The sequence below is a fragment of the Loktanella sp. Alg231-35 genome (assembly GCF_900143545.1).
GTDB lineage: Bacteria > Pseudomonadota > Alphaproteobacteria > Rhodobacterales > Rhodobacteraceae > Yoonia.
Genome location: NZ_FREV01000001.1, coordinates 239,921 through 263,266, shown reverse-complemented (window position 1 = coordinate 263,266; position 23,346 = coordinate 239,921). Strand labels below are relative to the sequence as shown.

Sequence of the window (23,346 nt, the reverse complement as noted above, 5' to 3'; positions counted from 1 at the left end):
ATTATTCTCCGATTTGCGGGCTGACCTCGGGTGGTCTGCTGCGCTGAAACTTGAAAAGGGCGGCGGCATCATGGCGTGCCATCGTGCGTAGGAAATGCGGGGCACCGCCGGGGGTTTTGCCAGTTAGCTTGCGGCGCACCCAGTTCAGGCTCCCTCCGATCAGGTGCAGCGATGTCGCACAGGCCGCATAGGCCCGCCCGTGGTTCTTGCTGAAATAGTACCACCGAGAGTCGAACCAGTATTCCGGCACGCGTTTCCATTCCTTCATCCCCGTCGAAACGGACCCGATATGCGTGACAATACTGTCGGCAAGATACATGATCTGATGCCCGGCCTTCTGTGCGCGCAGGCACAGATCGGTTTCTTCGAAATAAAGAAAGAACGTCTCATCAAAGAGGCCGATTTCATCAAGGATATCCTGCCGCATCATGACCGATGCACCGGCAAGCCAGTCAACCTGCGCAGTCTCATTCAGATCACGCGGGACACGGTGGGATTTCAACAGCTTGCTGACAGGGCCAAAGTGAATTGAACCTTCAAATTCGCTCCAGATGGAAGGAAAGCGGAAGGTCGTAAGGTGCTGCACCTCATCTTCGCCCTCAATGTAGCTGCCAGCGAAACCTGTGGTCGGTGTCGTATTAAGGTGGTCATAAAGAACCTTGATCGCGTCCGGTTTAGGGAAGGCATCAGAATTCAGGATATAGACGTAATCCGGTTTGCTGCCGTCAGCCATGCCCGCCCGGATGCCGACGTTATTGCCTGCCCCGTACCCGCCATTGCGGCCCGATTGGATGACGCGTGTAGTGTCCCAACCTTCGGCAGCGATATGGGCGGCCATCTCATCAAACGAACCGTCCTGACTGTCGTTATCAACAATCACGATTTCACCGGGCAAGCCCTGCATGGCCGCGCGCGCGCTGGCAGCGGCCTTCAGGGTCATCTGTGCTGTTTTGTAATTCAGCACGATGGTCAGGATACGTGGATCAGACACTTATTCAGCAGCTTCTTTGTAAAGGCTGGGACTGGTCGTAGCGGGGCGTTCCAAATAGCGGCGGATGCGCGCGGCAAGCACACGCACATTGGGTTCCAGCACCATACTGTCGTGATCGCCCGGCACTTCGAACACTTCGATATTGGGGACGAATTTGGTCCAATCGTTATCGTGATAGAGGTAGTGACGCTCGTCACTGATAGGTCGCCCACCAACGATCCATTTCGGCACCAAGGGTGGCCGGAACAGCGCAAAGGTGCCGTCCCATGGTTTGACCTGATAGGCACCCACACTTTCCATAAAGGCGTCTTCAATCGCGACATTATGGAACTGTTGACCCTCATCAGCGGTTTCTTCGCGACCACGGCGCTTTGCGATTTCCCATGCGATACGGGATTGGGCCCATTCAGCCACATATCTTGGGCCGCCACGGCGAAGATCCTGCAATTTGATCCGCAACTTAGCAGAGCGGTCAACCTCCGGTCGGATCGGCAGTGGCGAATCGAGAAGCACAAGCGCGGCGACCTCTTCACCCTGCGCCCGCAACTGCTGCGCCATTTCATAAGCGGTAATGCCACCACCCGAGAAACCACCAAGGTGATACGGGCCATGCGGCTGCACTTGCCGCAGCTCTGCGATATAATCGGTTGCTGCAGCTTCAATCGTGCGGTGCGGTTCCTCGCCACCCAAAAGGCCGCGCGCCTGTAGCCCATAAAACGGGCGGTCACTGCCGATCAGATGCGCCAGATGGCGCAGGTTCAAGACGTTGCCGAACATGCCTGCGACAAGGAAGAACGGCGGCTTGTGCCCGCCTTCGCCTTGGTGCATCGGCACCAGATGGGTGAAGCGGCGTGTCGGAGCCTGCGGCGCATCAGCTGGTGCCTCTTCGCCTTCGATAGTCACACCGCGTGCTGCGATCAATTCGGCGCATTTGCGGATCGTTGGGGCCTCGAACAGAACCGAGATCGGGAAATCGACCTGGAACGCCTTGCGGATTTGCGCGAACAAACGCACGGCAATCAAAGAGTGCCCGCCAAGGTCAAAGAAGCTGTCCTCGGCCCCGATCTGATCCACCCCAAGCAGGTCCTGCCAGAAGGCGGCAAGCCGTTCTTCAATGGGCCCTTCGGGTTCCACAAAATCGCTATCGAGTTGCGGGCGAGAGAACTTTTGCCCGTCTTCGCCATCGTCGTCATCGTTCTGGCCCGCCTGAACAATCAAAGCATCAAGATCAAGCGATGACAGAATGATCTGCCGGTGCGGGCTAAGCATGGCGCGCAAAAATAGGTCCGCCCCTTCCTCTGCCCGGATACCCTGTGACAGGTTATGACGCAGACGTTCTTCGGCGGGTGACAAGGGGCGTGCGGCTTCATCGTCGTTTTGCGATGCTGCTGTCGGTTCCTGCGCACCAAAGCCCGTCATCTCGGCCATTTGCCGGATTGAGAACCCAGTGATTTCAACGCAAACGGTACCGTCGGGCGCGGCCAGCGTGATGTCAAAATTTGCAATCTCGGCTTCGGACGTGTTGTCACTGGCGTTGCGCACCCAGCTGACCACTTGGGCGGGTAGCGGTGCGTAAACCTTGACCGACCGATAAGACACCGGCACCCAAAGATGCTGTGCAGTGTAGCCTTTGATCAGCTTCATCGCCCAGCCTGTGGCCAGATCCATCATACCGGGGTGCAGCAGATAACCTGCGTCCGGGTCTTGGGCCGCGGCTTCGGGCAGTTCCAGCGTGGCAAGGCCTTCGCCGTCGCCAAAGGCTGTGGATTGCAGGACACGCCAGCGTGGCCCGAATTTCAAATGCGCCTCTTGTGGGGAGGAAATCCAGCCCAGATCACCGGCCTCAATCGGCGCGCCGCACTGCGCGGCAATGCCTGCGATATCAAGCGGTTCCGGTGTCTCCATCGGCAGGAACTGCAGACTGGCCTGCGCGTTTTGCGCATAGGCCCCGTCGCTACCGCTTTCGACAAGGAAATCATAACCTGCATCGCTGCGCGGCAAGCTCAACCGCAGATCTACTGATCCGGTATCCCCGACCGCAAAGGGCCGCAGGAAATATAGGTTGCGAATTTCAAACGCGGCTGTCTCACCCATCTCGTGCAGGGCTTCTGCCGCCATCTCAAGATAGCCTGTACCGGGAACCAGCGCATCACCCGCACTGGTGCGGTGTTCATCAAGGAACCAGCGGTCGGCGCTGCGATAGGTGGCGGTAAAGACACGATTGCCAGCCCGGTCAAAGGTCTTTGCGTCCAGCATCGGCGCGTCGGCCTCTGCCACCTCGGCGGGTGCGACAGACCCGGTGCGTACTTCCATGGCGTCAGCGGCCATACCGACATCGGCCCAGATACCCCAGTTGATCGCGCGCACAGCCGTTTTGTCACCGCTGCGGGATTTGGCATAGGCATTCAGATACTCATTCGCCGCAACATAATCGACCTGTCCGATCGGGGCAGTTGCCGTCGAGGTTGACGCAAAGAGCACCAGCCAATCCAGATCACCGTCCGGGAAAACCTCATCTAGCACCTGCGTGCCGTGGATTTTAGGGGCAAAAACATCCTCGATACTGGTGATATCCTTGGCCATGATCGGGGCGTCATCAACATGACCAGCGGCGTGGATCACACCGTTGATTGGGCCAAATGCGGCTTCGACCTGCGCGCGCGCCTCGCGGATGTCTTCCACGTTGCTCACGTCAGCGGCAACAGGCAGCACCTCACCGCCCAGCGCCTCGAGCGCTTGCGCGGCTTTAATCCCGCGCGCAACAGAGGCCGTCGGCGGCGCGTTCTTGAGCGTATTTTCCCAAGCCTCGCGCGGTGGCAAACCAGAACGCGACAGCAGCGCGATGCGCGCGCCGCAGCGCCTGACAAGCGCCTCGGCCAGCGTCAGCCCGATGCCACCAAAACCGCCCGTGATCAGATAAACGCCCTTGTCCTTGAGAACCGGCAACGGGCCGTCATCCGGCAGCTCGGTCAGATCGGCGGGCCGGTACGTCAGTTCAAACCGTTTGCCGCCGCGCACCAAAGCAGTGCCATTGCCGGGATCAGCCAAGGCATCTTCAAGGATATGATCAACCAGCTTGTCTGTGTCCGCCTTGGCGAATCCACGTTTCTTGCGACCTGTTGGCGCGGGTAATTCCAGATCAAGGGTTGTGACCGTCAGTTGCGGGAACTCGCGCGGGATCACGCGAGCCGGGCCGGTCAGTGTGGCCTTTTCGGGGTGCGGCAGCGCCTCATCCTTGTGCTGGGCGGCCCCGTTGGACAGCACACAGATATGGATGTTGTCAGAAAGGTCTTCACCACCAATCGCCTGAGCCAGGAAGAACAGGCTATAGAAACCTTGTTCTTGCACGCGGTGGAAGAAACTTGATCCGGGTCGGAAACTCTCATCAGCGGTGATCATCCAGCCGTGCAGAACGCGCGTCGGGATCAGATCGCGGGTGTTGAGGTCTGAAATTAGCTGGTCATAACTTTCGCGACCACGCTCTGGCGCGATGAAGTATCCGCCTTCACCGTCGCGGGCGAAAGTGTCGCCTGACCGCACCGAGATCACGTCATGACCCGCCTCGAGCAGACGGTCGGCCGCTGCCGTTGTCAGCCCGGCATCATCCGCAAATACCAGCCATATTTGTTTCTCGGCCTCGGACAAATCGCCGGTGACATCCACATCGCAGGCCGCGTAGCGCGGCAACCACGCGGTACGGTAACCCCAGTTTTCAGGCGTTTCACTCCGCGTCAGCCACTCGGGTTCTTCTGCCGTTGTCGCAATGCCAGGTTCGATAAAATAGGCGGTATGCTGGAAGGCGTAAGTGGGCAGCGGCACACGCAATCGCCGCGCATCGCCCCAGATTTGCGCCCAGTCAAAACTGCCGCCCACTGCCCAAACGCGGCCAAGCATGGCCAGGAAATACGCATCATCTGCGATATCATCCTTGGGATGGCGCAGGCTTGATATCACCTGATTGGCCGAAATCTTGTCATGCTGTCCCGCGAGCGAAGACAGCGCCTTACCGGGGCCGATTTCGATGAACACGCGTTCTTCTTCGGTGGCCAGTGTGCTGAGGCAATCTGCGAAATAGACCGTCCCACGCAGGTGGTTGACCCAATAGTCAGGGCTTTGCGCCTGATCGGCAGTGATCAACGCGCCATTGCTGTTCGAGGTAAAAGGGATTTGCGGCGCATTCAGCTTAATCGAACGCAGGTAGTCACCGAAATCCTTCAGGATCGGGTCAAGCATCCGCGAATGGCCTGCGACATCAACCGGGATGCGCTGGCAATCAATTTCCTTGGCCTTCAGCTGCGCCTCAAGCGCATCCAATGGCGCGCGCGCACCGGTGGCCACGCTGAGCGACGGCGCATTCACCGCCGCGAGATCCAGATCGTCACCCAAAAGCGGTTCCAACTGATCAACCGGCAAAGCAACGGACAACATTCCGCCACCGGGCACTTTATCAAGAAGCGATCCGCGCAGATGCACCAATCCGATGCAATCCTCAAATGACATTACCCCGGACAGGCATGCAGCCGTATATTCACCCAGTGAGTGGCCCGTGAGCGCTGTGGGTTTCACGTCCCAGTTCATCCACAGTTGCGCCAGCGCGTATTCCACAATCACGATCAGCGGCAATTGCACAGAAGGCTGCGTTAGCTTGGCTTCTGCCGCCTCTTCCTGCCCCGGTTCGGGCAACCAAACAGCGCGAATGTCAAAATCCAATTTGGATTGCAGGACTTCTAGCCCACGGTCCATCCATTCAGCAAAAACCGGCTCTGTCTCGTACAGGTCGCGGCCCATGCCGGTGTATTGCGTGCCACCGCCGGGGAACATGAAGACATAGTCGGGGTTTTCACCCACAGCAGTATGGCTGAAGGCGCGGCGCGGGTCGTTCTTTTCAAGCTGTGCTGCGGCCTCTTCATGGGTTTCGGCCACAATGACACGGCGGCGTTCAAAAGCGCGGCGTCCATTCTGCAACGTCCACGCAACATCGGCGAGCGGTTGATCGGGGTTCGCGCGCAAATGCGCGGCAAGAGCGGCAGAATTCGCGTCCAAAGCCGCCTTGTTGCGTCCAGACACAGTGAGGATCTGGAAAGGCCATTCCGAAGGCTCTGACGCAGGCAGCACAGGTGCTTCCTGCAAGACCACATGTGCATTCGTCCCACCCACACCCAATGAGTTCACACCAGCGCGACGCGGTCCTTTGTGGCTGACCCAATCGCTAAGTTTGTCATTCACCTTGAATGGCGAGTTTTCGAAATCAATGGCAGGATTGGGTTTCTCATACCCCAAAGAGGCCGGGATTTGCTTGTGATGCAGCGACATCGACGCCTTGATCAGACTTGCCACGCCTGCGGCGGTGTCCAAATGGCCAATGTTGGTTTTGACCGAACCAATGCGGCAGAATCCAACCTCATCCGTTGTTTCGCTGAAGGCCTGCGTAAGGGCCGCCACCTCAATCGGGTCGCCCAGATAGGTGCCGGTACCGTGGCATTCGATATAGTCAATCGTATCGGCAGGGGTTTCGGCGATCATCTGCGCTTCGGCAATCGCGTCAGCTTGCCCATCAACGGACGGCGCGAGATAGCCCGCCTTTGCAGCGCCATCGTTGTTCACGGCAGTGCCCTTGATCACGGCCCAGATATGATCACCGTCGGCAATTGCATCCTTGAGACGGCGCATCACAACAACACCTGCACCAGACCCAAAGACAGTGCCCTGCGCGCGATGATCAAAGGCGTGGCAATGGCCATCCGGGGACAGCACTTCGCCTTCTTTGTAGATATAGCCTTGGCCTTGCGGAAACTCGATCGTGACGCCGCCCGCCAATGCAGTGTCACATTCCCCTGATAGCAATGCCTGCGCGGCATAATGAGTAGCGACAAGCGACGTGGAACAGGCCGTCTGCACGTTCACGCTTGGGCCTTTGAGATCAAGGATATGGCTCAACCGGGTTGAGAGGAAATCCTTGTCGTTGCCTGTATGGCGCAACAAAAACAGGCCAACATTGTCGACCAGTTTCGGGTTGGAACAGATGTTGAAATAGAAGTAGCTGCCCATGCCGCAGCCCGCAAAAACACCAATAGGGCCCTTGGTATGCTCGGGCATGTGGCCCGCGTTCTCCAACGCTTCCCAGGACACTTCAAGCAAACGGCGGTGCTGAGGGTCCATGATCGCGGATTCCTTGGCGGACAGGCCAAAGAATTCGCCATCAAAATTCTGGTAGCCCTGCAAAGGAGCACTAGCAGGCACATAGTCAGGACGATTGATCCGGTGCGGCGCCTCGCCAGCGGCCAGCAATTCTTCTTTGCTGTAGCTGCGGATCGATTCGATCCCGGCCTTGAGGTTCTCCCAATAGGCCGCGACGGTATCAGCGCCAGGCAAATGCGCGGCCATACCGACAATAGCAATGTCAGTTTCAGCCGCGTCGATGTCAGTCAAAGTCGCACTCATTATATCAACCACATGTTATTAATAACGTCATCGGAATACTCGGAACCAAGCACAAAGCTATGTCATTTTCCGTTCATGATAAAGGCAATGTTATGCAAAAAGCAGGGTCAGGAAACCCTGACCACCTTACAGGTAATGGTGAGACTTCAATAACTTGCTATAGTTTCATCAATCGAAAGAGCTGAAGTCAGATCGCATATGCCCCTTATCAAAGACACGCTGGACACTCTTACCACACCTTCGACACTCTTTCTGCTTCTTGCCTGCATTGCCCTTATTGCGTTGCTTCTGCGCTGGCGTCGCACAGCAATCACCAGCCTTAGCGTCAGTTTGACCGGCTTTTTGGTCTTTGGCGGGACCAGCATTAGTCACCTTTTGATTGCCCCGCTTGAGACGCGCTTCGCGCCCGTTGATCTGGAACAGGCCCCGCCGCCCTTTGGGATCATTGTGCTAGGTGCAGGGCTTAGCGAGCGTCACGCCAACCACTACGGATCGTTGATGGAGCTTGAAGAGGGTGGCGAAGCGGTTCCCACGGCGGCACTTTTGGCCATGCGTTATCCAGAGGCGCGCATCATTCTGACAGGCGGTAACGGCACAAATGATCCCGCCGCCCCTTTGCGTGGTACCGATGGCATGCGTCGCATCCTGCTTGCGTTTGGCGTTGACGGCGGCCGGATCATGATAGACCCGGACGCGCCCACAACCGCCGCACGGGCGCAGAATACACTGGCACTGGTTGGCGCGGATCGTGATGAGGTCTGGTGGGTGATCACACCGTCACACCGCATGCCCCGCCTCATTGGTACCTACCGGCGTCTGGGATTTGACCCCATACCTTACCCTGTCGATTTCAAATGGTTTCCACCCTTCGAACCGCTGAGCACACAGCACTTCGTTTCAGGGCTACAGCTCACCGACACCGCCGTTCATGAATGGCGCGGTCTTGCCTTTTATTACTTCACCGGCAAGCTCGATACATTATTTCCGGGCCCCGATTAACGCCGCTTCAACTGCCCGCCAGGATCACATCAATGACTCTATTCTGTGCGGCTTCGTCAAGATCGTGGTAAAGCGGCAAACATAAAACCTGTTCCGCCGCCTTGCTTGCGACCGGCAAAAGGTCGGGCGCCGCGGAAGGCAGATCGCTGTACGGCGCCAGATCAGAAATCAGCGGGTAGAAATAGCGACGCGCAAAGACATTCGCATCCTCCAACCGAGCAAAAAGAGCATCCCGGTCAATGTGGTAATCGGGGCCAATCAGGATGGGAAAGGCGTAAGAATTATGCCCCGCAACACCTGTTGGGCAAACACAACGCAATCCGGCAACACCTTCAAGTCGCGCCGAATAACGCCCGGCAACCACGTGTCGCGCGGCCAGCACATCATCAAACCCGCAAAGCTGCGCAAGACCCACAGCAGCGTTGAATTCGTTCATCTTGGCATTGGTGCCGATGTCATCAACCGACACCGCATCCGCAAAGCCAAAGTTGGCAAGCCGATCAATGGCGAGTTTTGTATCCCGATCCTGCACGATTACAGCGCCACCCTCGAAGGTATTGAACACCTTTGTGGCGTGGAAGCTAAGCACGGACATATCACCATGCCGCAGAATCGATTGCCCATCGCGGCGCACCCCAAAGGCATGTGCCGCATCATGTATCAACGCTATCCCGTGGCGGGCGGCGACCTCTGCCAACCCGTCAACATCGCAGGGTATACCAAATGTATGCACCGGTAAGATGGCACGGGTTTGGGGCGTTATCTTTGCCTCGACCTGTGCAGGATCGAGATTGAGCGTTTCAGGATCAATATCGGCAAAGACAGGCGTTGCACCGGATAACCGGATGGCATGCGCCGTCGCCACAAAGGAAAACGGCGTCGTGATCACTTCACCGGACGTTATGCCCGCCTGCCGCATAGCAAGGACCGTTCCCTGCGTGGCGTTGGACACAACGGAAAGATGCTCCACCCCCAGATATTTACTAAGCGCCGTTTCAAATCTTTGCAGCACCGGCCCCCGGTTGGTCAGGATACGGCTGCCCCAAATCTCTTCCAGCAGCGGCATCATATCCGACAGTTCTGGCAGCCTTGGCCGTGCGACATATATGGGGTCCGGTTTCAAAACCGCCCCCTCTTCAGCGCCAGAAGATGAAGATTTGCCCGAATGTAGAAGTACATAAAATAGAGATCACTCTGAATGAATCACCGGGATGTTGGCACAGGTCGGTTTGAGTCTCCACCGCTTTTCGGGCGAACATATGGGTCACTGCGTCGCAGTCCAACTGCGGCCTTCAAGAGGTTCACGTTCTCTGGTGCGATTGGCAACGCACCAACACAGAGTAGCCCTGTTGTTCACCAAAGAATCCCTTTAAGGTCAAAGGGCGAAATGTGACGTTCACGCTAGGTTTGGTACAACCTGCTAAGAACACCTGTACGAGTTGTGTCGCCTTGGCACCCGCAAGTATCAAGCGGGCGTGTTGGCTGAGTTAATGAGGAAACCGCGTCGGTATGAAGCCCTATCTTGATATGCAAAACGGCTGCCCAACAGGGCTTTCGATGTTGGCAAGTAAGCAAAATCGTTATGGCCAAAAGCCAGACAAACCGCTTTAAGCTACGTCATTTTAGAAAAGCATATTAAGATGGATCGAAACCTGAGCATTCCGACCAATGAACAAGAAATTTGACCTATACACAGAGCACTTCGGCCTGACAGAGCGGCCGTTTTCGGTGCTCCCTGACCCGAGCTTCCTTTATTGGACCGCGCAACATACGCGCGCGTATGCAATGCTGGAATATGGTTTACTGACCCGCGCACCTATCACCCTGATTACCGGCGAAGTTGGCGCAGGCAAGACGACCTTGCTGCAGCAACTGATGCAGAACCTCGACGAAGACCTGACGGTCGGCCTCATCTCGAACGCACATGGCGACCGGGGCGAGCTTTTGCATTGGGTGCTTATGGCGCTGAACCAAAAGCCGGAGCCGGGCGCCGGGTATGTAGAGCTGTTTGCAGCGTTTCAGGAATTCCTGATCGCGGAATACGCCCGTGGCCAACGCGTTGTCCTGATCTTCGATGAAGCACAGAACATGACAAACGAGTCGCTTGAAGAACTGCGCATGTTCACCAACATCAACTCCAACAAGGACGAATTGCTGCAACTGATCCTGATCGGGCAACCAGAGCTTCAGGACATGGTGCGCAAGCCCGAAATGCGCCAATTTGCACAGCGGGTGTCGTCCAGTTTCCACCTCAAACATATGGATGCGGCGACCGTCTATGAATATATTCGTCACCGTATGAAGATCGCCGGCGCGAACAAAGTGCTGTTCAACAAAGCCGCCGCCGCATCAGTTTATCAGGCAACAGGCGGCGTGCCGCGTCTGGTCAATCAGCTTTGTGATTTGGCGATGGTGTATGCCTATACCGCCGGGGCGCAAAGCGTAACGGCAAAGACAGTGCAGGTCGTGCTGGATGATGGGACCTTCTTTGGTCGTACCGCGCAAGAGCCTGAAGAGAGTGTTACGAAATGATCGCCGACATCAAATTCTTCATTTCCCTGTTCCTGCGGCGCCTGCACTATTTCTTGCTGGTGTTGGTCTGCATCGCGGCCGCGGGCAGCTACCTCGCCGTGACATTGCCAAAAGTCTACCGCGCCGAAGCACGCCTGCTGGTCGAGTCTCCGACGATCCCCGATGATCTGGCTGCCTCGACCGTTCGCGCAGGCTCGACCGAGCTGTTGGGCGCGGTCCGGCAGCGGGTTCTGACCCGTTCAAACCTACTGGAAACGGCGCGTGAACATAATGTCTATGAAGACATCACGGAAATGACCGGCGAAGAAATCGTCGAAGATATGACAGAGCGGGTTCAGATTGGTGTGCCTGTGACCCGTGATGGCACAGGCCTGGTTCTGATCACGTTTGAGGCTTCGTCTGGCAAGATTTCGGCCGATGTCACCAATGCCATCCTGAACCAAATTCTTGAACAGAACGTAGAAATTCGGACAGAAGCATCTGGGCAAACACTTGAATTCTTCGAACAAGAAGTGGCCCGCCTGAACACTGAATTGGCCGAACAGGGCGCCCGGGTTCTGGAATTTCAGCTCAAGAACCGCAATGCCCTGCCCGAAAGCGTCGAGTTTCAGCGAACCCGCCTGACCGCCCTTCAGGAACGCGTGTCGCAGATCAATCGCGAGTTTTCATCTCTGAGCGACCGGCGGGCCCGCCTGACAGAGCTTTTTGAGCAAACCGGGCGGATTGATCTGAGCGAAGCAAGCATGTCACCCGAACAACGGCAGTTGCGTGAGCTTCAAGGTGATCTTGCCGCAGCGCTTGTGATCTATTCCCCCGAAAGCCCACGCGTCATCCAGCTGCGCACGCAGGTTGAATCCCTGCAAGAGCGCGTAAATGCTCAGACTGGACGTGGTGTGCAAGGCAACGGATTGCTGACCGCTTATTCCTTGCAGATTTCCGATATCGACGGGCAAATCTCTTTTCTTGCTGAACAGAAAAGCCAGATAGAAGAAGAGATGGACAAGCTGATCGACGCCATCGACGCGACACCGGAAAACGCGATCACCTTAGGCACGCTGCAGCGAGATTACGACAACATCAGCGAGCAGTTTGATCAGGCAACCGTCGCTTTGGCCGAAGCACGCACCGGCGACCGGATCGAGGCGCTGTCAAAAGGGCAGCGCATCGTTGTGATCGAAGAGGCGAGCGTCCCGGAAACACCCTTTGCACCCAACCGCAAACTGATCGTCGCTGGCAGCGTCATGGCCGGTGCCGCAGCTGGTGCGGCGCTGGTTTTCCTGATGGTGTTACTCAATCAAGGTATCAGACGACCGGTTGAAGTGACCAATGCCTTTGGCGCAAAACCTTTTGCGACATTGCCATATCTGACCACGCCGCGTCAGACGCTGGTGCGATATCTCAAGATTGCCTTCTCGATCATCGCGGCGGCAATCGGCGTGCCGGCACTGTTGTACCTGGTGCATACGCAGATCATGCCATTGGAGACAGTGATCGAACGCATAAGCAGCATGGTGGGGGCGTAACACATGGAACGTATTCGCGAGGCTATCGAAAAAGCACGCCACGAACGCCAATCTGCCGGAACGCAGCGCCAAGGTCAGGCTGGCACCGGGGGTGCAAGCCCTGTCGATGGAACAGTAACAGACGATTGGATCAGCCTGCCGCAATTTGACGTGAACCCCAAGTCGCTCAGGCGCAACCGGATCATGACGCTGGAAGCCAACCCGCATGCAACACCTTTTGACGTCATGCGCACGAAACTTCTGCATGAGATGCGCAGCAAGAACTGGCGCAGGGTCGCATTCACCTCGCCCGGTACTGATTGCGGCAAATCGACGGTTGTCTTGAACCTTGCCTTCAGTCTGGCCCGGCAAACCGATCTGCGCGTCATGGTGATTGAGCTTGATTTTCGCACACCTTCCATAGCCCGGATGCTGCAATTGGACGACGGCACTAACTTTGCCAAGGTTCTGTCGGGCACCGCACAGCCTCGCGACCATATCAAACGGTACAAGGCCAGCCTTGCCGTCGCCGCCAGCAAAGATACCCCCAATTCAGCAGAACTGTTGCATGGCACAAAAGCGGCCCATGTGATTGACGCGATCGAAGCGCAATACCAGCCGGATGTTATGCTGTTCGACATGCCGCCGGTGCTGGTTGCCGATGACACAATGGCGTTCATCGATCAGGTTGATGCGACCCTGTTGATTGGGGCCGCTGAGGCCTCAACGCTTGATGAGATTGGCCGCTGCAAGCAGGAACTGGAAACGCGCACCAATCTACTGGGCGTCGTGCTGAATAAATGCAGATATCCCGAAACCAGCTAGGATTTGCCCCAACGTTGCCGCAGCGCATCAATGGCCAAACCCGGCAGAATGACCGCACTTAGCGCATAGCGTTTCGCCAACCGGCGCGGGTTTGTCAGCATCCGCCAGACCCATTCCATCGCCAGCTTGCGCACCCATTTGGGTGCGCGGGTTTGCGTGCCTGCAAGAAAGTCGAGCCCGGCCCCAATTGAAACGAAGCCCAATTGCGGCGCACGTGCCCGGCCCCTTGCGGCAAGTATCTCTTGCTTTGGCGCCCCTAGCGCCAGATAGACCAGCCGCGCGCCAGTCGCCGCGACTTCATCCAGCAGGTCATCCGCCATGGCGCTGCCGGGATCAAAGGGGAACGGCGGCGCAAAAGTGCCAACAATGTTCAACCCCGGTGCGTGAGCCTTGAGCGCTTCGGCGGACGCGGCCAAGGCCTCTTGCGTGCTGCCAAGCAAGGCAACCGGTGTGTCCGTTTCGACCGCAACCGCTGCCATCGGCAAAACCATGTCTGATCCGGGCACAAGCGACACCGGGCGCCCCGCAAGCCGTGATAGCCACACAATTGGATTGCCATCTGCCACGACAAAATCCTGTGCAGCATAAGCATCAGTGAAAGGCCCCGGATGGCGCAGTTTTTCCAGATGGTCGAGGTTAACTGTGGCCAGCGCAAAACCGTCATGGTTCTGCAGCCGCACCCGCGCCAGATCAAGCAGATCGTCAGCATCGGCAACATTCACGCCCAACCGGAACCCGGTTTGGCGGATATTAATCACAAAAAGAGGGGAAGGAGTTTCAGACAAACGACAAATGCACCTTGGAAATCAAACTTACTTCGCGCTGCTTATGCCCGCGCCGACGGCAAAAGTCAGTCTGGAAATTCACTTTTCCACGCTGCACGTCGCAGAAGCCACAGCCCCGTGAACATAATCAACAAAGGGCCCGGCGCTTCGAGCAGAAAGTTCACCTTCACAGAGCCTAGCGCCGCAGGCAGGCGCATGCCGAGCATCTGATCGACATTGTGAAACCCGACCGCGCGGATCAGAACAAATCCGCTGACAAAAGCACCCCCCAGCACAGGCAGAGCCGAACGGCGCAAGGTGCCTCGCAAAAGGATCAGAAAGAAGACACCGCTTGCGACAACGAACAAACCCAACCCCAAAATCATAAGCCCTTGAATGGTGTGTCGATCCTCGTACCAGCCTTGCTGTAATGCGGAGCAGCGCCCAATGACGGTCATGAGTGATTGCAGATCAAGCTGTTTATTGACGGACAGAAAGGCCAGCCCGACGGTAAGGCATCCCCAGAATATCTGCTCGCGCGTGCGCGACATGTCTGGAAAGGGTCCACGATAGGCCGTCACCCCAGCAACAATGGCCGCAAGTGCATAAATCGCAACCGTCAGCCACCCCCAAACGGTAGGATCGCCAATACCCGCATCCCAGTTGCGGAATGCGCAGTGTGCTATTATCTGCGTTTCTTCCATATTGTTTCTGTCCTCGCCGTAATTGACGTGTTGTTGGCATAACCACCCGACAGAGATTTGTACGTAAGGGCTAGATATGTGATATTAGTCAAGCTAGGTCTTGGCAGATTTCTGTGAACACGACTCTCCGGGGCGCTGCTCTCGGCTATCGTAGGCGCAGAATGGTTTGTTGGCCACTTTTTACGATTACGACAGGAACCAGATATGTCAATTTACAATATTGATCCCGAACGCTTGAGCATTGACGTGGACACGGCCCGCGCTGCTGCCGCACCTTTTGCTGAAGAGTATCAAGGCGGTGAGCCGTACCACCATATCTGTATCGATAACTTTCTTCCCGAAGACGTCTTGCGCAAGGTGCAAGCCGATCTGGTGACCCTGCAGGAAGATCAGGACAGCGCGACATTTCAGCGTGCGCAGGAAAACCTTAAGACGCAGTATAACCCTGAGCGGCTGCCCACATATTCGCGCGAACTGTTCCATGCCTTTAATTCGCGACCATTCCTATTGTTCCTTGAGGAAATGACCGGGATCAAAGGGCTGATCCCCGATCCATACTTTATTGGCGCAGGTGTTCACCGCGTCAGCAACGGCGGGCATCTGGATATCCATGCCGACTTTAACCTGCACAAGCAGATGTCAGTTGAACGCCGCCTGAACGTGTTGATCTATCTTAACGATGACTGGCGCGAAGAATGGGGCGGATCGTTCGAGATCTGGGAAAATGACATGAGCGCGAAGGTCAAAAGCTTTGTGCCGATGTTCAATCGCATGTGTTGCTTTTCGACCGGATCAAACACCTTTCACGGCAATCCAGAGAAGGTAAACCACCCCGAAGGGGAACCGCGGCAGTCCATTGCGCTTTATTACTATACCGCGACGTGGGATCCGACGCGTGTGGAGCATTCGACCATCTTCAAACCGCGCCCCGGCACCGAGGACAAGGTCGATCGGCAGTTTAAGCGGCAGACCTTGCTGGAAAACTGGTTGCCACCGGTGATTTTCCGCAAAGTTTATCCCCGTTTGGCCCGCCTGGGGTTCTGATCAACGGGTCGCGCGCTGATGGGTTTGAAGGGCGGGGGCATCATATGCCGCCGCCTTTTGCCCTCGACGTTGCCTGACGTGCAAACGCGGCGCTGTGCTTTCGTCCTCTGCCGTATGTTCCGGCTTTGCAATATCTGACGCATCTTGCGGCCGACACCTGAGCAGCATACCCGCGATCAGCCATGTCATTGGTGTGATCGTGGCGTTGGGAATGAGTTCCAGCAGGCTCACCGCCAGCATCAGGGCGATCCCATAGACGATATGCGGTTCCTTGAACTCAGCTTTTCGCTTGCGCCAACGCCAAAGCCTGAGAAGCGGCAACGTCAGCAGGCCAAACACACTGATGTAGCCCACCCACCCCATCACACCGATCACAATCACCCAAAATCCATCGGTCACCGAAATATCGTCGCCTGTTTCACTGTCAAACACCCGGTTGCGATCCCAGGTCCCCCATCCGGTGATCGGCTTCTTTGAGGCATGTTCAAGCAGCATCGCTTCGTTGAAAAAGCGGAAATCCAAAGATAACGATCGGTCTTCCTGGATCATCGCGGCATAGCTCACCAATTCTTTGGTAGGGATCAGATCAGCAGCGCGCAGGACCGGATAGGTCAGGACAAGTAACGCCGAAACCATGATGGCCCAACCTTTCAAACGAACACCCGCGAGCACAATGATGGGAACAAAGACGACTGCAAAGAGGATCGATCCGACGCTTTTGCAGAATACCAGCACCACAAAAAGGTAAAACAGGATAAACAAGTAGCGCGCGCGCCCACCGGCCGTTTGCCCCCTCAGCAAAGTCGCCGCAGCCAGCACGGCAATCGCCGCAAAGAACGCCACATTCAGGCCATGCCGCATAAAAACAACCGGCCGAAAACCATCAAACCTGATCTGCTGGCCAAAGAGCTCTGGCAGGAAACCGTAAACCCAAAGGTTGATCTGTGGGCTTAGCCGTACCTCTAGGAGCATAGGCACCGAATAGATCAGCCCTGCGATCATATAGATGGTCAGGAAGTTTTTTCGCGCCTCTGCGTTGTTGATCAGATTATAACCCAGCACAAAGGGGATCAGCGTCATCGCATGGCGCAGAACATTTGCCAAACCGTCTTTCCATGACAGACCCGGAATGCCCATCGGGCCCCAGAACACTGCTTCTGTGTTGTTGAGGTATGTCAGCAACGGAGAGATCAGGAACCCAAGAATGAGCATGGTCGCAAGTCGCGATTGCGGAAAAAACCTGATCTTTTGCGGCACCATGAACAGGCAAAGCAGCATTGCAACCACGCTTGGTAGCGTTTCCTTGTTCATGGTTGGGACAACCGGAAAATCGAAATACGTCTCTTCCGGCAGGAACAAAAGTGCGCCGAGCAATGACCAGACCAATGCGCGATCTGCCGGCAACCTTTTGAACAGGACCGCCATGATCACGGGCCAACTGAAAAACACTACATAGGCAAAAAAATTGGGCATCGGTCCGGCGAATAAATGGGGTTTTGTCGCGTCGTGGTAACATGACTGACGCGTGCTTGTCTCAACCGAATATGACGCAGATCGTTGATTTCATCCACTTCAACAGGTGTTTTTGTTGCCAATGCGCCTGATGTCCTTCAGAACGCGTGAAGTATTATGATGTGCGGTGTATCGGTAAAAAATGAATCCTCTCAAGAAACGCCTGACTAGTGCTCTGTCTGATGGAGGTAGCTTTCGGCGCAAGATCATTACATCCGCCGCACTCTCGACACTGGTCTTTGTCGTTCACCTGATCACGCGGATCGTTTCGACAATTGTGCTGACGCGCATTCTGACACCGGATGTGTTTGGTGTCTTTGCAGTTGTGATGACCTTCATTTACATCTTCGAGCAGTTCTCGGACATCAGTGTACGCGCCCTGATCCTTACCAAAGAGGGGGAACTGGACGACGACTTCCTACGCTCCTGCTGGACCGCGCAAATTCTGCGCGGATTGCTGATCTTCTTGCTTTGCTGTTGCGTCGCATTCGGCATCAAACTGGGTCAGGACGCTGGATGGTTCCCTGCTGAATCAAGCTATGCCGTGGGGGTGCTGCCCTATGCCATTGCCTGCATCGGCATCGCATCAATCATCACGGGTTTCGCCTCGACCTCACGGTTCGTTTACGAGCGTAATATGAACTTCCGTCAGATCAGCATTGAAAACCTGATCCGGGCAGTCGTGTCGTTAACCATTACAATCACACTGGCGTTTTGGTTGCGCAGTATCTGGGCGCTCGTCTACGCGTTCCTGATCGGGGCAGTGATACAGGTGATCTTCAGCTTCGCGCTCTACGCGGGGCCAGCCATGCGGTTGAACTGGGACCGGACGAACCTCAAACTCATCATCGACCGGGGCAAGTGGATTGCGGGACAATCAGGGCTGACGGCCATCCTGCTGGTAGCAGACCGATTTGTGCTTGGTTTTGCGATGTCGGCAAGCTCTTTCGGGTTCTACTATGTGGCCCGCCAGATCGTGGACCTTGTTGAGATGTTCCTAAGCTCTGTGCATGCGCAGATGGGGCTTCAGGTCTTCACCGAGTTGCAAAAGCATGAAGAGGCGAGCGTCTGGCGGCGCCAATATTACCGTTACAGGCTTTTGTTTGACGGTCTGTCGATGCTGGGTGCGGGTGGGTTGATGACCTTTGCGCCAACGCTGGTCGGGATTGTCTATGATGATCGCTATGCTGAAATCGCTCCGATCATCCAGATACTTGCCGTTGGCATGATCCTGGTTGGCCCCGGTTTGTTACGCGAAGCATTTGTAGCCGAACGGCGCCTCAAGGAAATGACCAAGCTAAGCCTCGTGCGGGCTGTCACCGTTTGGAGCGGCCTGTTGATTGCCGTATTTGGGTTTGGGTCCATCACCGGCGGTCTGGTGGTTATTGCGCTGCACCGCATCCCTGAAATCGGATTTTTGCTGACGAAGGGGCGCCGCGAACAATGGGTCTCGCTGCTCAACGAAATTCGCCTGCTGCCTGCTGTTCCGCTTGGCGCAGCAATGGGCTGGGGCATGGCGCAACTACTGCAAGGGTTTGTCTAAAGCGGGGCTGTCAGGACAGCCGCAATGGCACGCGTTTCTGCCCTGTCACCCGGTTCAATAGCTTGCGCTTAAACGACACCGGATCAAGAAACTCTGTATCCCGATCAAACAGGCGTCCATTCAGCATCGGGTCATGCCAAAGCGCCAGCCGCACGCCCCATTTGGCGGCATCTTCAGGGTCAATCCCATCGGGAATTCCCATCTGGGTTTTCAAGGCGCCGGGGATCCAGTCATTGATCACGATATCGGGGAACCGATCACCCAAATCCGCGACCAGCGATTTCGTCAAAACCCGCGCAGCCCCTTTCGTGACAGAGTAAGCCGCGGCCGTAGGTGCCGGACTTAGATGTGCAAACGTGCTTAGGTTCACGATCCGCCCATACCCCTGCGCGACCATACCGGGCAGCACCGCGTGGCAGCAATGAAACACGCCGCCAAGGTTGATGTTGACCGATTGCATGAAGCTCTCTGGCGTTTCATCAAGGATATCGCGCCGGGGATAGACGGCAGCGTTGTTGATCAGGATTGTCGGTGTGCCTGCAGTGTCTTCGATTTCGGTAAAGGCCGCTGCGACAGCTGCCGCGTCAGCGACATCCGCCATGACGGGGTGAAACCCGTCGCCCAATTCATTGGCTAGTTCTGCAAGTGGTTCGGCACTGCGTCCGATCCCGGCCACCTGCACCCCTTCAGCAACCAACTGACGACAAAGTGCGCGCCCCAATCCCGCACCCGCGCCAGTGACAACCGCCACGCCATTTCTGATATCCTGAGTGTAGTCGGTCATGGTGCCACCTTATCCTTTCCGATCTGCGATGATGTCAGCCACCCGCAAGGCATTCGCGGCAATCGTCAGACTGGGGTTCACACCCATCGATGTTGGCATAAATGACCCATCAGCAACATAAAGATTGTCCAGATCATGAGCCTTGCAGTCTCGGTTCAACACGGAGTGTGCCGCATCATTGCCGAACCGCAAAGTGCCAATCGGATGGCCCACATTGACCACCGGCTTGATCGACAAAAACATCATCCGCCACCAACCCATCCCCCGGCGAATGGCCCGCCGCAACACGGCCTGACGGCTTAGGATGTCGCGGGCGACAGTATAGTGAAACGTAAACACTTCGGGGTCTTTGTCGTTCAGCACAACCCGGTTTTCCGGCTCTGGAAGCACCTCCATCTGCGCCACAAAGACGTCCGCATTGCCAAAGAGCTTGGCCGCCAACAGCGCCGGGATACTCAGCAGCCTTTGCAACCGCGTGAATTTTGCAAAACGTGACCGGGCGAACTGCATCATCAGGAAATGCAGGATCGTGCCATAGTTCGCCTCGTACCCCATTGATTGCACAAGACCGAGGCGTTGGCCCTTCTGCACATAGAAGTCACGGGTCGAAACGGCCCGGCTGTTGCCGATCGGCTTGCCGCCACGCTTGGGCCAAACCGCAAAGAAGTTGTCGATATGAAACATCAGCCCCCGCCCGACCCAATCGCTTGAATTGGCGCAGCCCTTGCCCGACTGACCGGGCGAGCGCAGCAACAAGGTAGGCGACCCGAAAGAACCTGCCGCCAAAAGATAGGTCCCAGCTGTCAGAACCGCCGTTTCATCATCCTGACGCACACGCAGGCCAGTGATGGTGCCCGGCGTGCCCTCCATCAATTCCTCAACATCGCAACCCGCCAACAAGGTGGCATTGCCACTCGCAAGCGCAGGTTCAACCCCGGCAGAGCGCCCATCCATCTTGCAGGTGCGTGGGCATTTGCCGCCAAGGCAATTGGCACAGCCATCCACCCGTTTTTGGGCAATATGTGAATAGTAAGGATGCAAACCGCGCGCGCGCAAATCATCCATCATCGCCGCTTCTTGGGGTGTCAGATCAGGCGGCGGGCGCAGTTTTGGCGACGGCACATCGGACAGGGCATCACTGTCACCACGCACATAAAGAAGGTCTTCGGCCTGATCAAAATACGGGAGGAATTCATCAAAGCTGACTGGCCAGCCGCCCGTTGGATGCGCGATGCCGTCCACCTCATCCAAATCATGCGGTTCGGGTCGTTCCAATGCTGCGGCGTAGAAGACAGATGATCCGCCAACGCCACTGCCCAGCGGGGCAAAGTAACTTTTGATGGTCGAGCCATCATGTTCCTCTACCGGTTTAGGCCAATAGCCACGCAGCGTACGGGCCAAAGGATCCGCGATATGATCCCGATAGGCCTGTCGCTCTGTGCGATATCCAATCTGCCCCTTTTCCACAAAGAGAACAGAGAGCCCACGCTCGGCCAATCTGCGCCCTGCCATGCCGCCGCCCATGCCGGCACCAATAATGATGACGTCCCAATTCTGATCCTTGGCGTCTTGCAAGGTAATCTCGGATGCGCTCATCGTCCCCGGCTCCACGATGTTTCGCCTTTGCGGCGCACGGCAATGCTGACGCCAACATAGGTCAGAAAACCGACCGGGTCAGAGATGGCAAGCCGCATCATAAGACCCAAAGTCACCGGTGACTTGCCTTCTCGGTCCAGGATACCGGGATAAAGCTGCGCTAGTTCGGCAACGCCTGCATCTTGTCTGCGTCGCACACGGACCAAGGCCGCGAACCCCTCGACCAATGGCCAAGTGTAGGTAGCAGGTACCAAAATCCGCTCTTGTGGCGTGAATTGCAGGCGCACAAACGTGTCGTCAGAGATGATCGACGGAAATGCATCCCACCGCGCGCGGCCACTTGCATTGACGGCAAAAAGCCCTGCACCCGGCACACCTTCGGTCATGAATGGCAACCGCGTCCAGATGCGGCCATAGGCACGAGTAACCCAGCTTTTGGCACGGCTGACAATCATGGTGCCGCTGGCATAAGCAGGCGCATCGCCCTTCAATGCCTCTGTCAGCTCACTTAGAAGACTTGGAGACATGACAACATCTGCGTCCAAATAGACCCTGATGTCACCCGTCGCGGCAGCATCCGCCCGGTTCAACGCCGGTGGCTTGCCCCCCTCCTGTGCATCAAGGACGTCCAATCGCCAGCCCAACTGTGCAAACTGGTCTTGGTAATCCTGCGCGATCCGTACTGTCGCATCGGTACAAGCATTGGCGGACACGACAACCTGCACTGGCTGCGCAGTCTTTTGCGCCAACAGACCATCTAGACAGGCACCAATGTAGCCTTCTTCGTTGTTGGCCGGGATGATCACTGAAATCGTTGGCATGGTCTTAGCTATTCAACCCTTTGAACGATGGATGACCTGCCGGGTAGAAAGAGCAGACGGAACGGAAGGACAGAACAGGCATCAAATACATCACTCAAATCATCGCAAACCACAACTTGTGTGATCTTATTGGCATAAATGCGACCTCGCCACCCTCATGCTGCAGCTTTTTGTGGATGTTGCGTACATGGCCTCTGCCTAAAACTGCGGTATTTGCCCGCGATCAGCCCCGGCGCGCGGGACTTTGTGCAAAAAGGCTGGTATTATCCGCAAAATTGACACATCTGATGTGTAGCGAACCTGTAACGACAAGTATTGATACCAGTGATTTGAAAGGCGTTTCGCCCATGACATTTTTCTCCAGATTGAAAACCTCTTTGACCAGCGCGGCCCTTGTTTGTGCATTGGGCCTTGTTGCGATTCCTGCGCATAGCGCGGGGCACGAGGATGGCGAGCGGCGCACTTTTATCTTTGGGCACAGCCTGCTCAATAATGGGACCGCACGCTCTGCTATACCTTACTGGATGGTGCAATTCGCCCGCGCGGAACAGAAGCGTTTCAACTTTGCAGGTCAATATGGGTTCCACTGGGATCACGCCAACAACCTACCACCGGAATCAGAATGGGGTTTTGATGGAGCGCCTGCGTTCTGGGATCACAACCAACAGGATTTTGCCAGTGCAGGGTTTGACTCCATCCTGTTTACCCCGGTGAATTTCGTCCAATACGAAAGCCCGACGGCAGACCTCGATTGGGCAGGCGGCTCGACAGCGGGGCTGACGTTACGGGTGATTGACTGGGTCGCGGCACAGGAACCGGGCATCCACGTTTACATTTATGAAAACTGGCCCGAAATGCAGATCAACAACTTTCCGCCATCGGATCAAGAGTTTGACGACTACAACGCCTTCATCCTTGGCCAGTTCAGCGACTGGTGGGACGATTACCATACGGCGTTGCAGGACGGGCGCCCTGACGTGCAAATCACATCGATCCCGGTTGGGCCGATTATCGCAAAGATGATCACGCAGACGTCATTGCTGTCCGGTATTTCGGTGACGGACCTATATTTGGATGGCGACCCACATGGCACGGACACCACCTATTTCCTTGCCAGCCTGATCACCTATGCGGGCATGTTTGAGACAGCGCCACCAGCAGGCATCAATGTACCCAACGGCATTCATCCCGTCATCAAAGCGAATTACGCAGGGATTGCGCAATTCATTGCGGATGAACTTGGCGTAAACTGAGATTCCGGTGCAAATGCGTGAAGACGCGGCGGGTC

At 56.3% G+C, this 23,346-nt stretch carries 16 protein-coding genes; 7 read left to right on the top strand and 9 right to left on the bottom strand.

Going from position 1 to position 23,346, the window contains the following annotated elements; translation table 11 throughout:
• Position 1: 1 nt before the first annotated feature.
• Positions 2-991, bottom strand: coding sequence for a glycosyltransferase family 2 protein (locus DHN10_RS01240; RefSeq protein ID WP_108813436.1), 990 nt, complete (start codon positions 989-991; stop codon positions 2-4).
• Positions 992-7,432 (bottom strand): type I polyketide synthase, encoded by a 6,441-nt coding sequence (locus DHN10_RS01235; protein ID WP_108813435.1) that lies wholly within the window; start codon positions 7,430-7,432, stop codon positions 992-994.
• Between the two features lie 198 nt (positions 7,433-7,630).
• Between DHN10_RS01235 and DHN10_RS01230 the strand changes: the two genes are divergently transcribed.
• Positions 7,631-8,431 (top strand): YdcF family protein, encoded by an 801-nt coding sequence (locus DHN10_RS01230; RefSeq protein WP_108813434.1) that lies wholly within the window; start codon positions 7,631-7,633, stop codon positions 8,429-8,431.
• 7 nt (positions 8,432-8,438) lie between these two features.
• On the opposite strand, the gene DHN10_RS01225 is transcribed toward DHN10_RS01230, so the two are convergent.
• Positions 8,439-9,554, bottom strand: coding sequence for a DegT/DnrJ/EryC1/StrS family aminotransferase (locus DHN10_RS01225; protein ID WP_234416942.1), 1,116 nt, complete (start codon positions 9,552-9,554; stop codon positions 8,439-8,441).
• A 545-nt stretch (positions 9,555-10,099) separates the two neighbouring features.
• On the opposite strand from DHN10_RS01225, the gene DHN10_RS01220 reads away from it, so the two are divergent.
• From DHN10_RS01220 to DHN10_RS01210, 3 genes are read left to right on the top strand one after another with little or no spacing between them, the layout of a single operon-like run.
• Positions 10,100-10,963 carry an ExeA family protein gene (locus DHN10_RS01220; RefSeq protein WP_108813432.1) on the top strand — a complete coding sequence of 288 codons (864 nt, stop codon included), beginning with the start codon at positions 10,100-10,102 and terminating at the stop codon, positions 10,961-10,963.
• Positions 10,960-12,486: a GumC family protein gene (locus DHN10_RS01215; RefSeq protein ID WP_108813431.1), complete on the top strand. Its 1,527-nt coding sequence runs from the start codon at positions 10,960-10,962 to the stop codon at positions 12,484-12,486. Before DHN10_RS01220 ends, DHN10_RS01215 begins: the two co-directional genes overlap by 4 nt.
• A gap of 3 nt (positions 12,487-12,489) precedes the next feature.
• On the top strand, positions 12,490-13,290 hold the full coding sequence (locus DHN10_RS01210; protein WP_108813430.1) for a CpsD/CapB family tyrosine-protein kinase: 801 nt from the start codon (positions 12,490-12,492) through the stop codon (positions 13,288-13,290).
• On the opposite strand, the gene DHN10_RS01205 is transcribed toward DHN10_RS01210, so the two are convergent.
• The gene (locus tag DHN10_RS01205) at positions 13,287-14,075 is read right to left on the bottom strand and encodes a WecB/TagA/CpsF family glycosyltransferase (RefSeq protein WP_306419246.1); all 789 of its coding nucleotides are present in this window, start codon (positions 14,073-14,075) and stop codon (positions 13,287-13,289) included. The two genes, DHN10_RS01210 and DHN10_RS01205, sit on opposite strands and share 4 nt — an antisense overlap.
• Positions 14,076-14,140: 65 nt before the next feature.
• The gene (locus DHN10_RS01200; protein ID WP_108813429.1) at positions 14,141-14,758 is read right to left on the bottom strand and encodes a hypothetical protein; all 618 of its coding nucleotides are present in this window, start codon (positions 14,756-14,758) and stop codon (positions 14,141-14,143) included.
• 204 nt (positions 14,759-14,962) lie between these two features.
• Here DHN10_RS01200 and DHN10_RS01195 point away from each other — a divergent pair, with 204 nt between their 5' ends.
• Positions 14,963-15,802: a 2OG-Fe(II) oxygenase gene (locus DHN10_RS01195; protein WP_108813428.1), complete on the top strand. Its 840-nt coding sequence runs from the start codon at positions 14,963-14,965 to the stop codon at positions 15,800-15,802.
• Here DHN10_RS01195 and DHN10_RS01190 read toward each other — a convergent pair whose 3' ends face one another.
• A complete protein-coding gene (locus DHN10_RS01190; RefSeq protein WP_159086888.1) occupies positions 15,803-17,227 on the bottom strand; it encodes a hypothetical protein in 1,425 nt (474 codons plus the stop codon).
• Between the two features lie 229 nt (positions 17,228-17,456).
• Here DHN10_RS01190 and DHN10_RS01185 point away from each other — a divergent pair, with 229 nt between their 5' ends.
• Positions 17,457-18,857 (top strand): oligosaccharide flippase family protein, encoded by a 1,401-nt coding sequence (locus DHN10_RS01185; RefSeq protein WP_108813426.1) that lies wholly within the window; start codon positions 17,457-17,459, stop codon positions 18,855-18,857.
• 10 nt (positions 18,858-18,867) lie between these two features.
• Here DHN10_RS01185 and DHN10_RS01180 read toward each other — a convergent pair whose 3' ends face one another.
• From DHN10_RS01180 to DHN10_RS01170, 3 genes are read right to left on the bottom strand one after another with little or no spacing between them, the layout of a single operon-like run.
• Positions 18,868-19,641 (bottom strand): SDR family oxidoreductase, encoded by a 774-nt coding sequence (locus tag DHN10_RS01180; RefSeq protein WP_108813425.1) that lies wholly within the window; start codon positions 19,639-19,641, stop codon positions 18,868-18,870.
• A gap of 9 nt (positions 19,642-19,650) precedes the next feature.
• On the bottom strand, positions 19,651-21,237 hold the full coding sequence (locus DHN10_RS01175) for a GMC oxidoreductase (RefSeq protein ID WP_108813424.1): 1,587 nt from the start codon (positions 21,235-21,237) through the stop codon (positions 19,651-19,653).
• Entirely contained in the window at positions 21,234-22,058 is an 825-nt protein-coding gene (locus tag DHN10_RS01170; protein ID WP_108813423.1) for a glycosyltransferase family 2 protein, read from the bottom strand. The genes DHN10_RS01175 and DHN10_RS01170 overlap by 4 nt, the downstream gene beginning before the upstream one ends.
• 347 nt (positions 22,059-22,405) lie before the next feature.
• On the opposite strand from DHN10_RS01170, the gene DHN10_RS01165 reads away from it, so the two are divergent.
• A complete protein-coding gene (locus tag DHN10_RS01165) occupies positions 22,406-23,311 on the top strand; it encodes a hypothetical protein (protein ID WP_159086887.1) in 906 nt (301 codons plus the stop codon).
• The last annotated feature ends 35 nt before the right edge of the window (positions 23,312-23,346 follow it).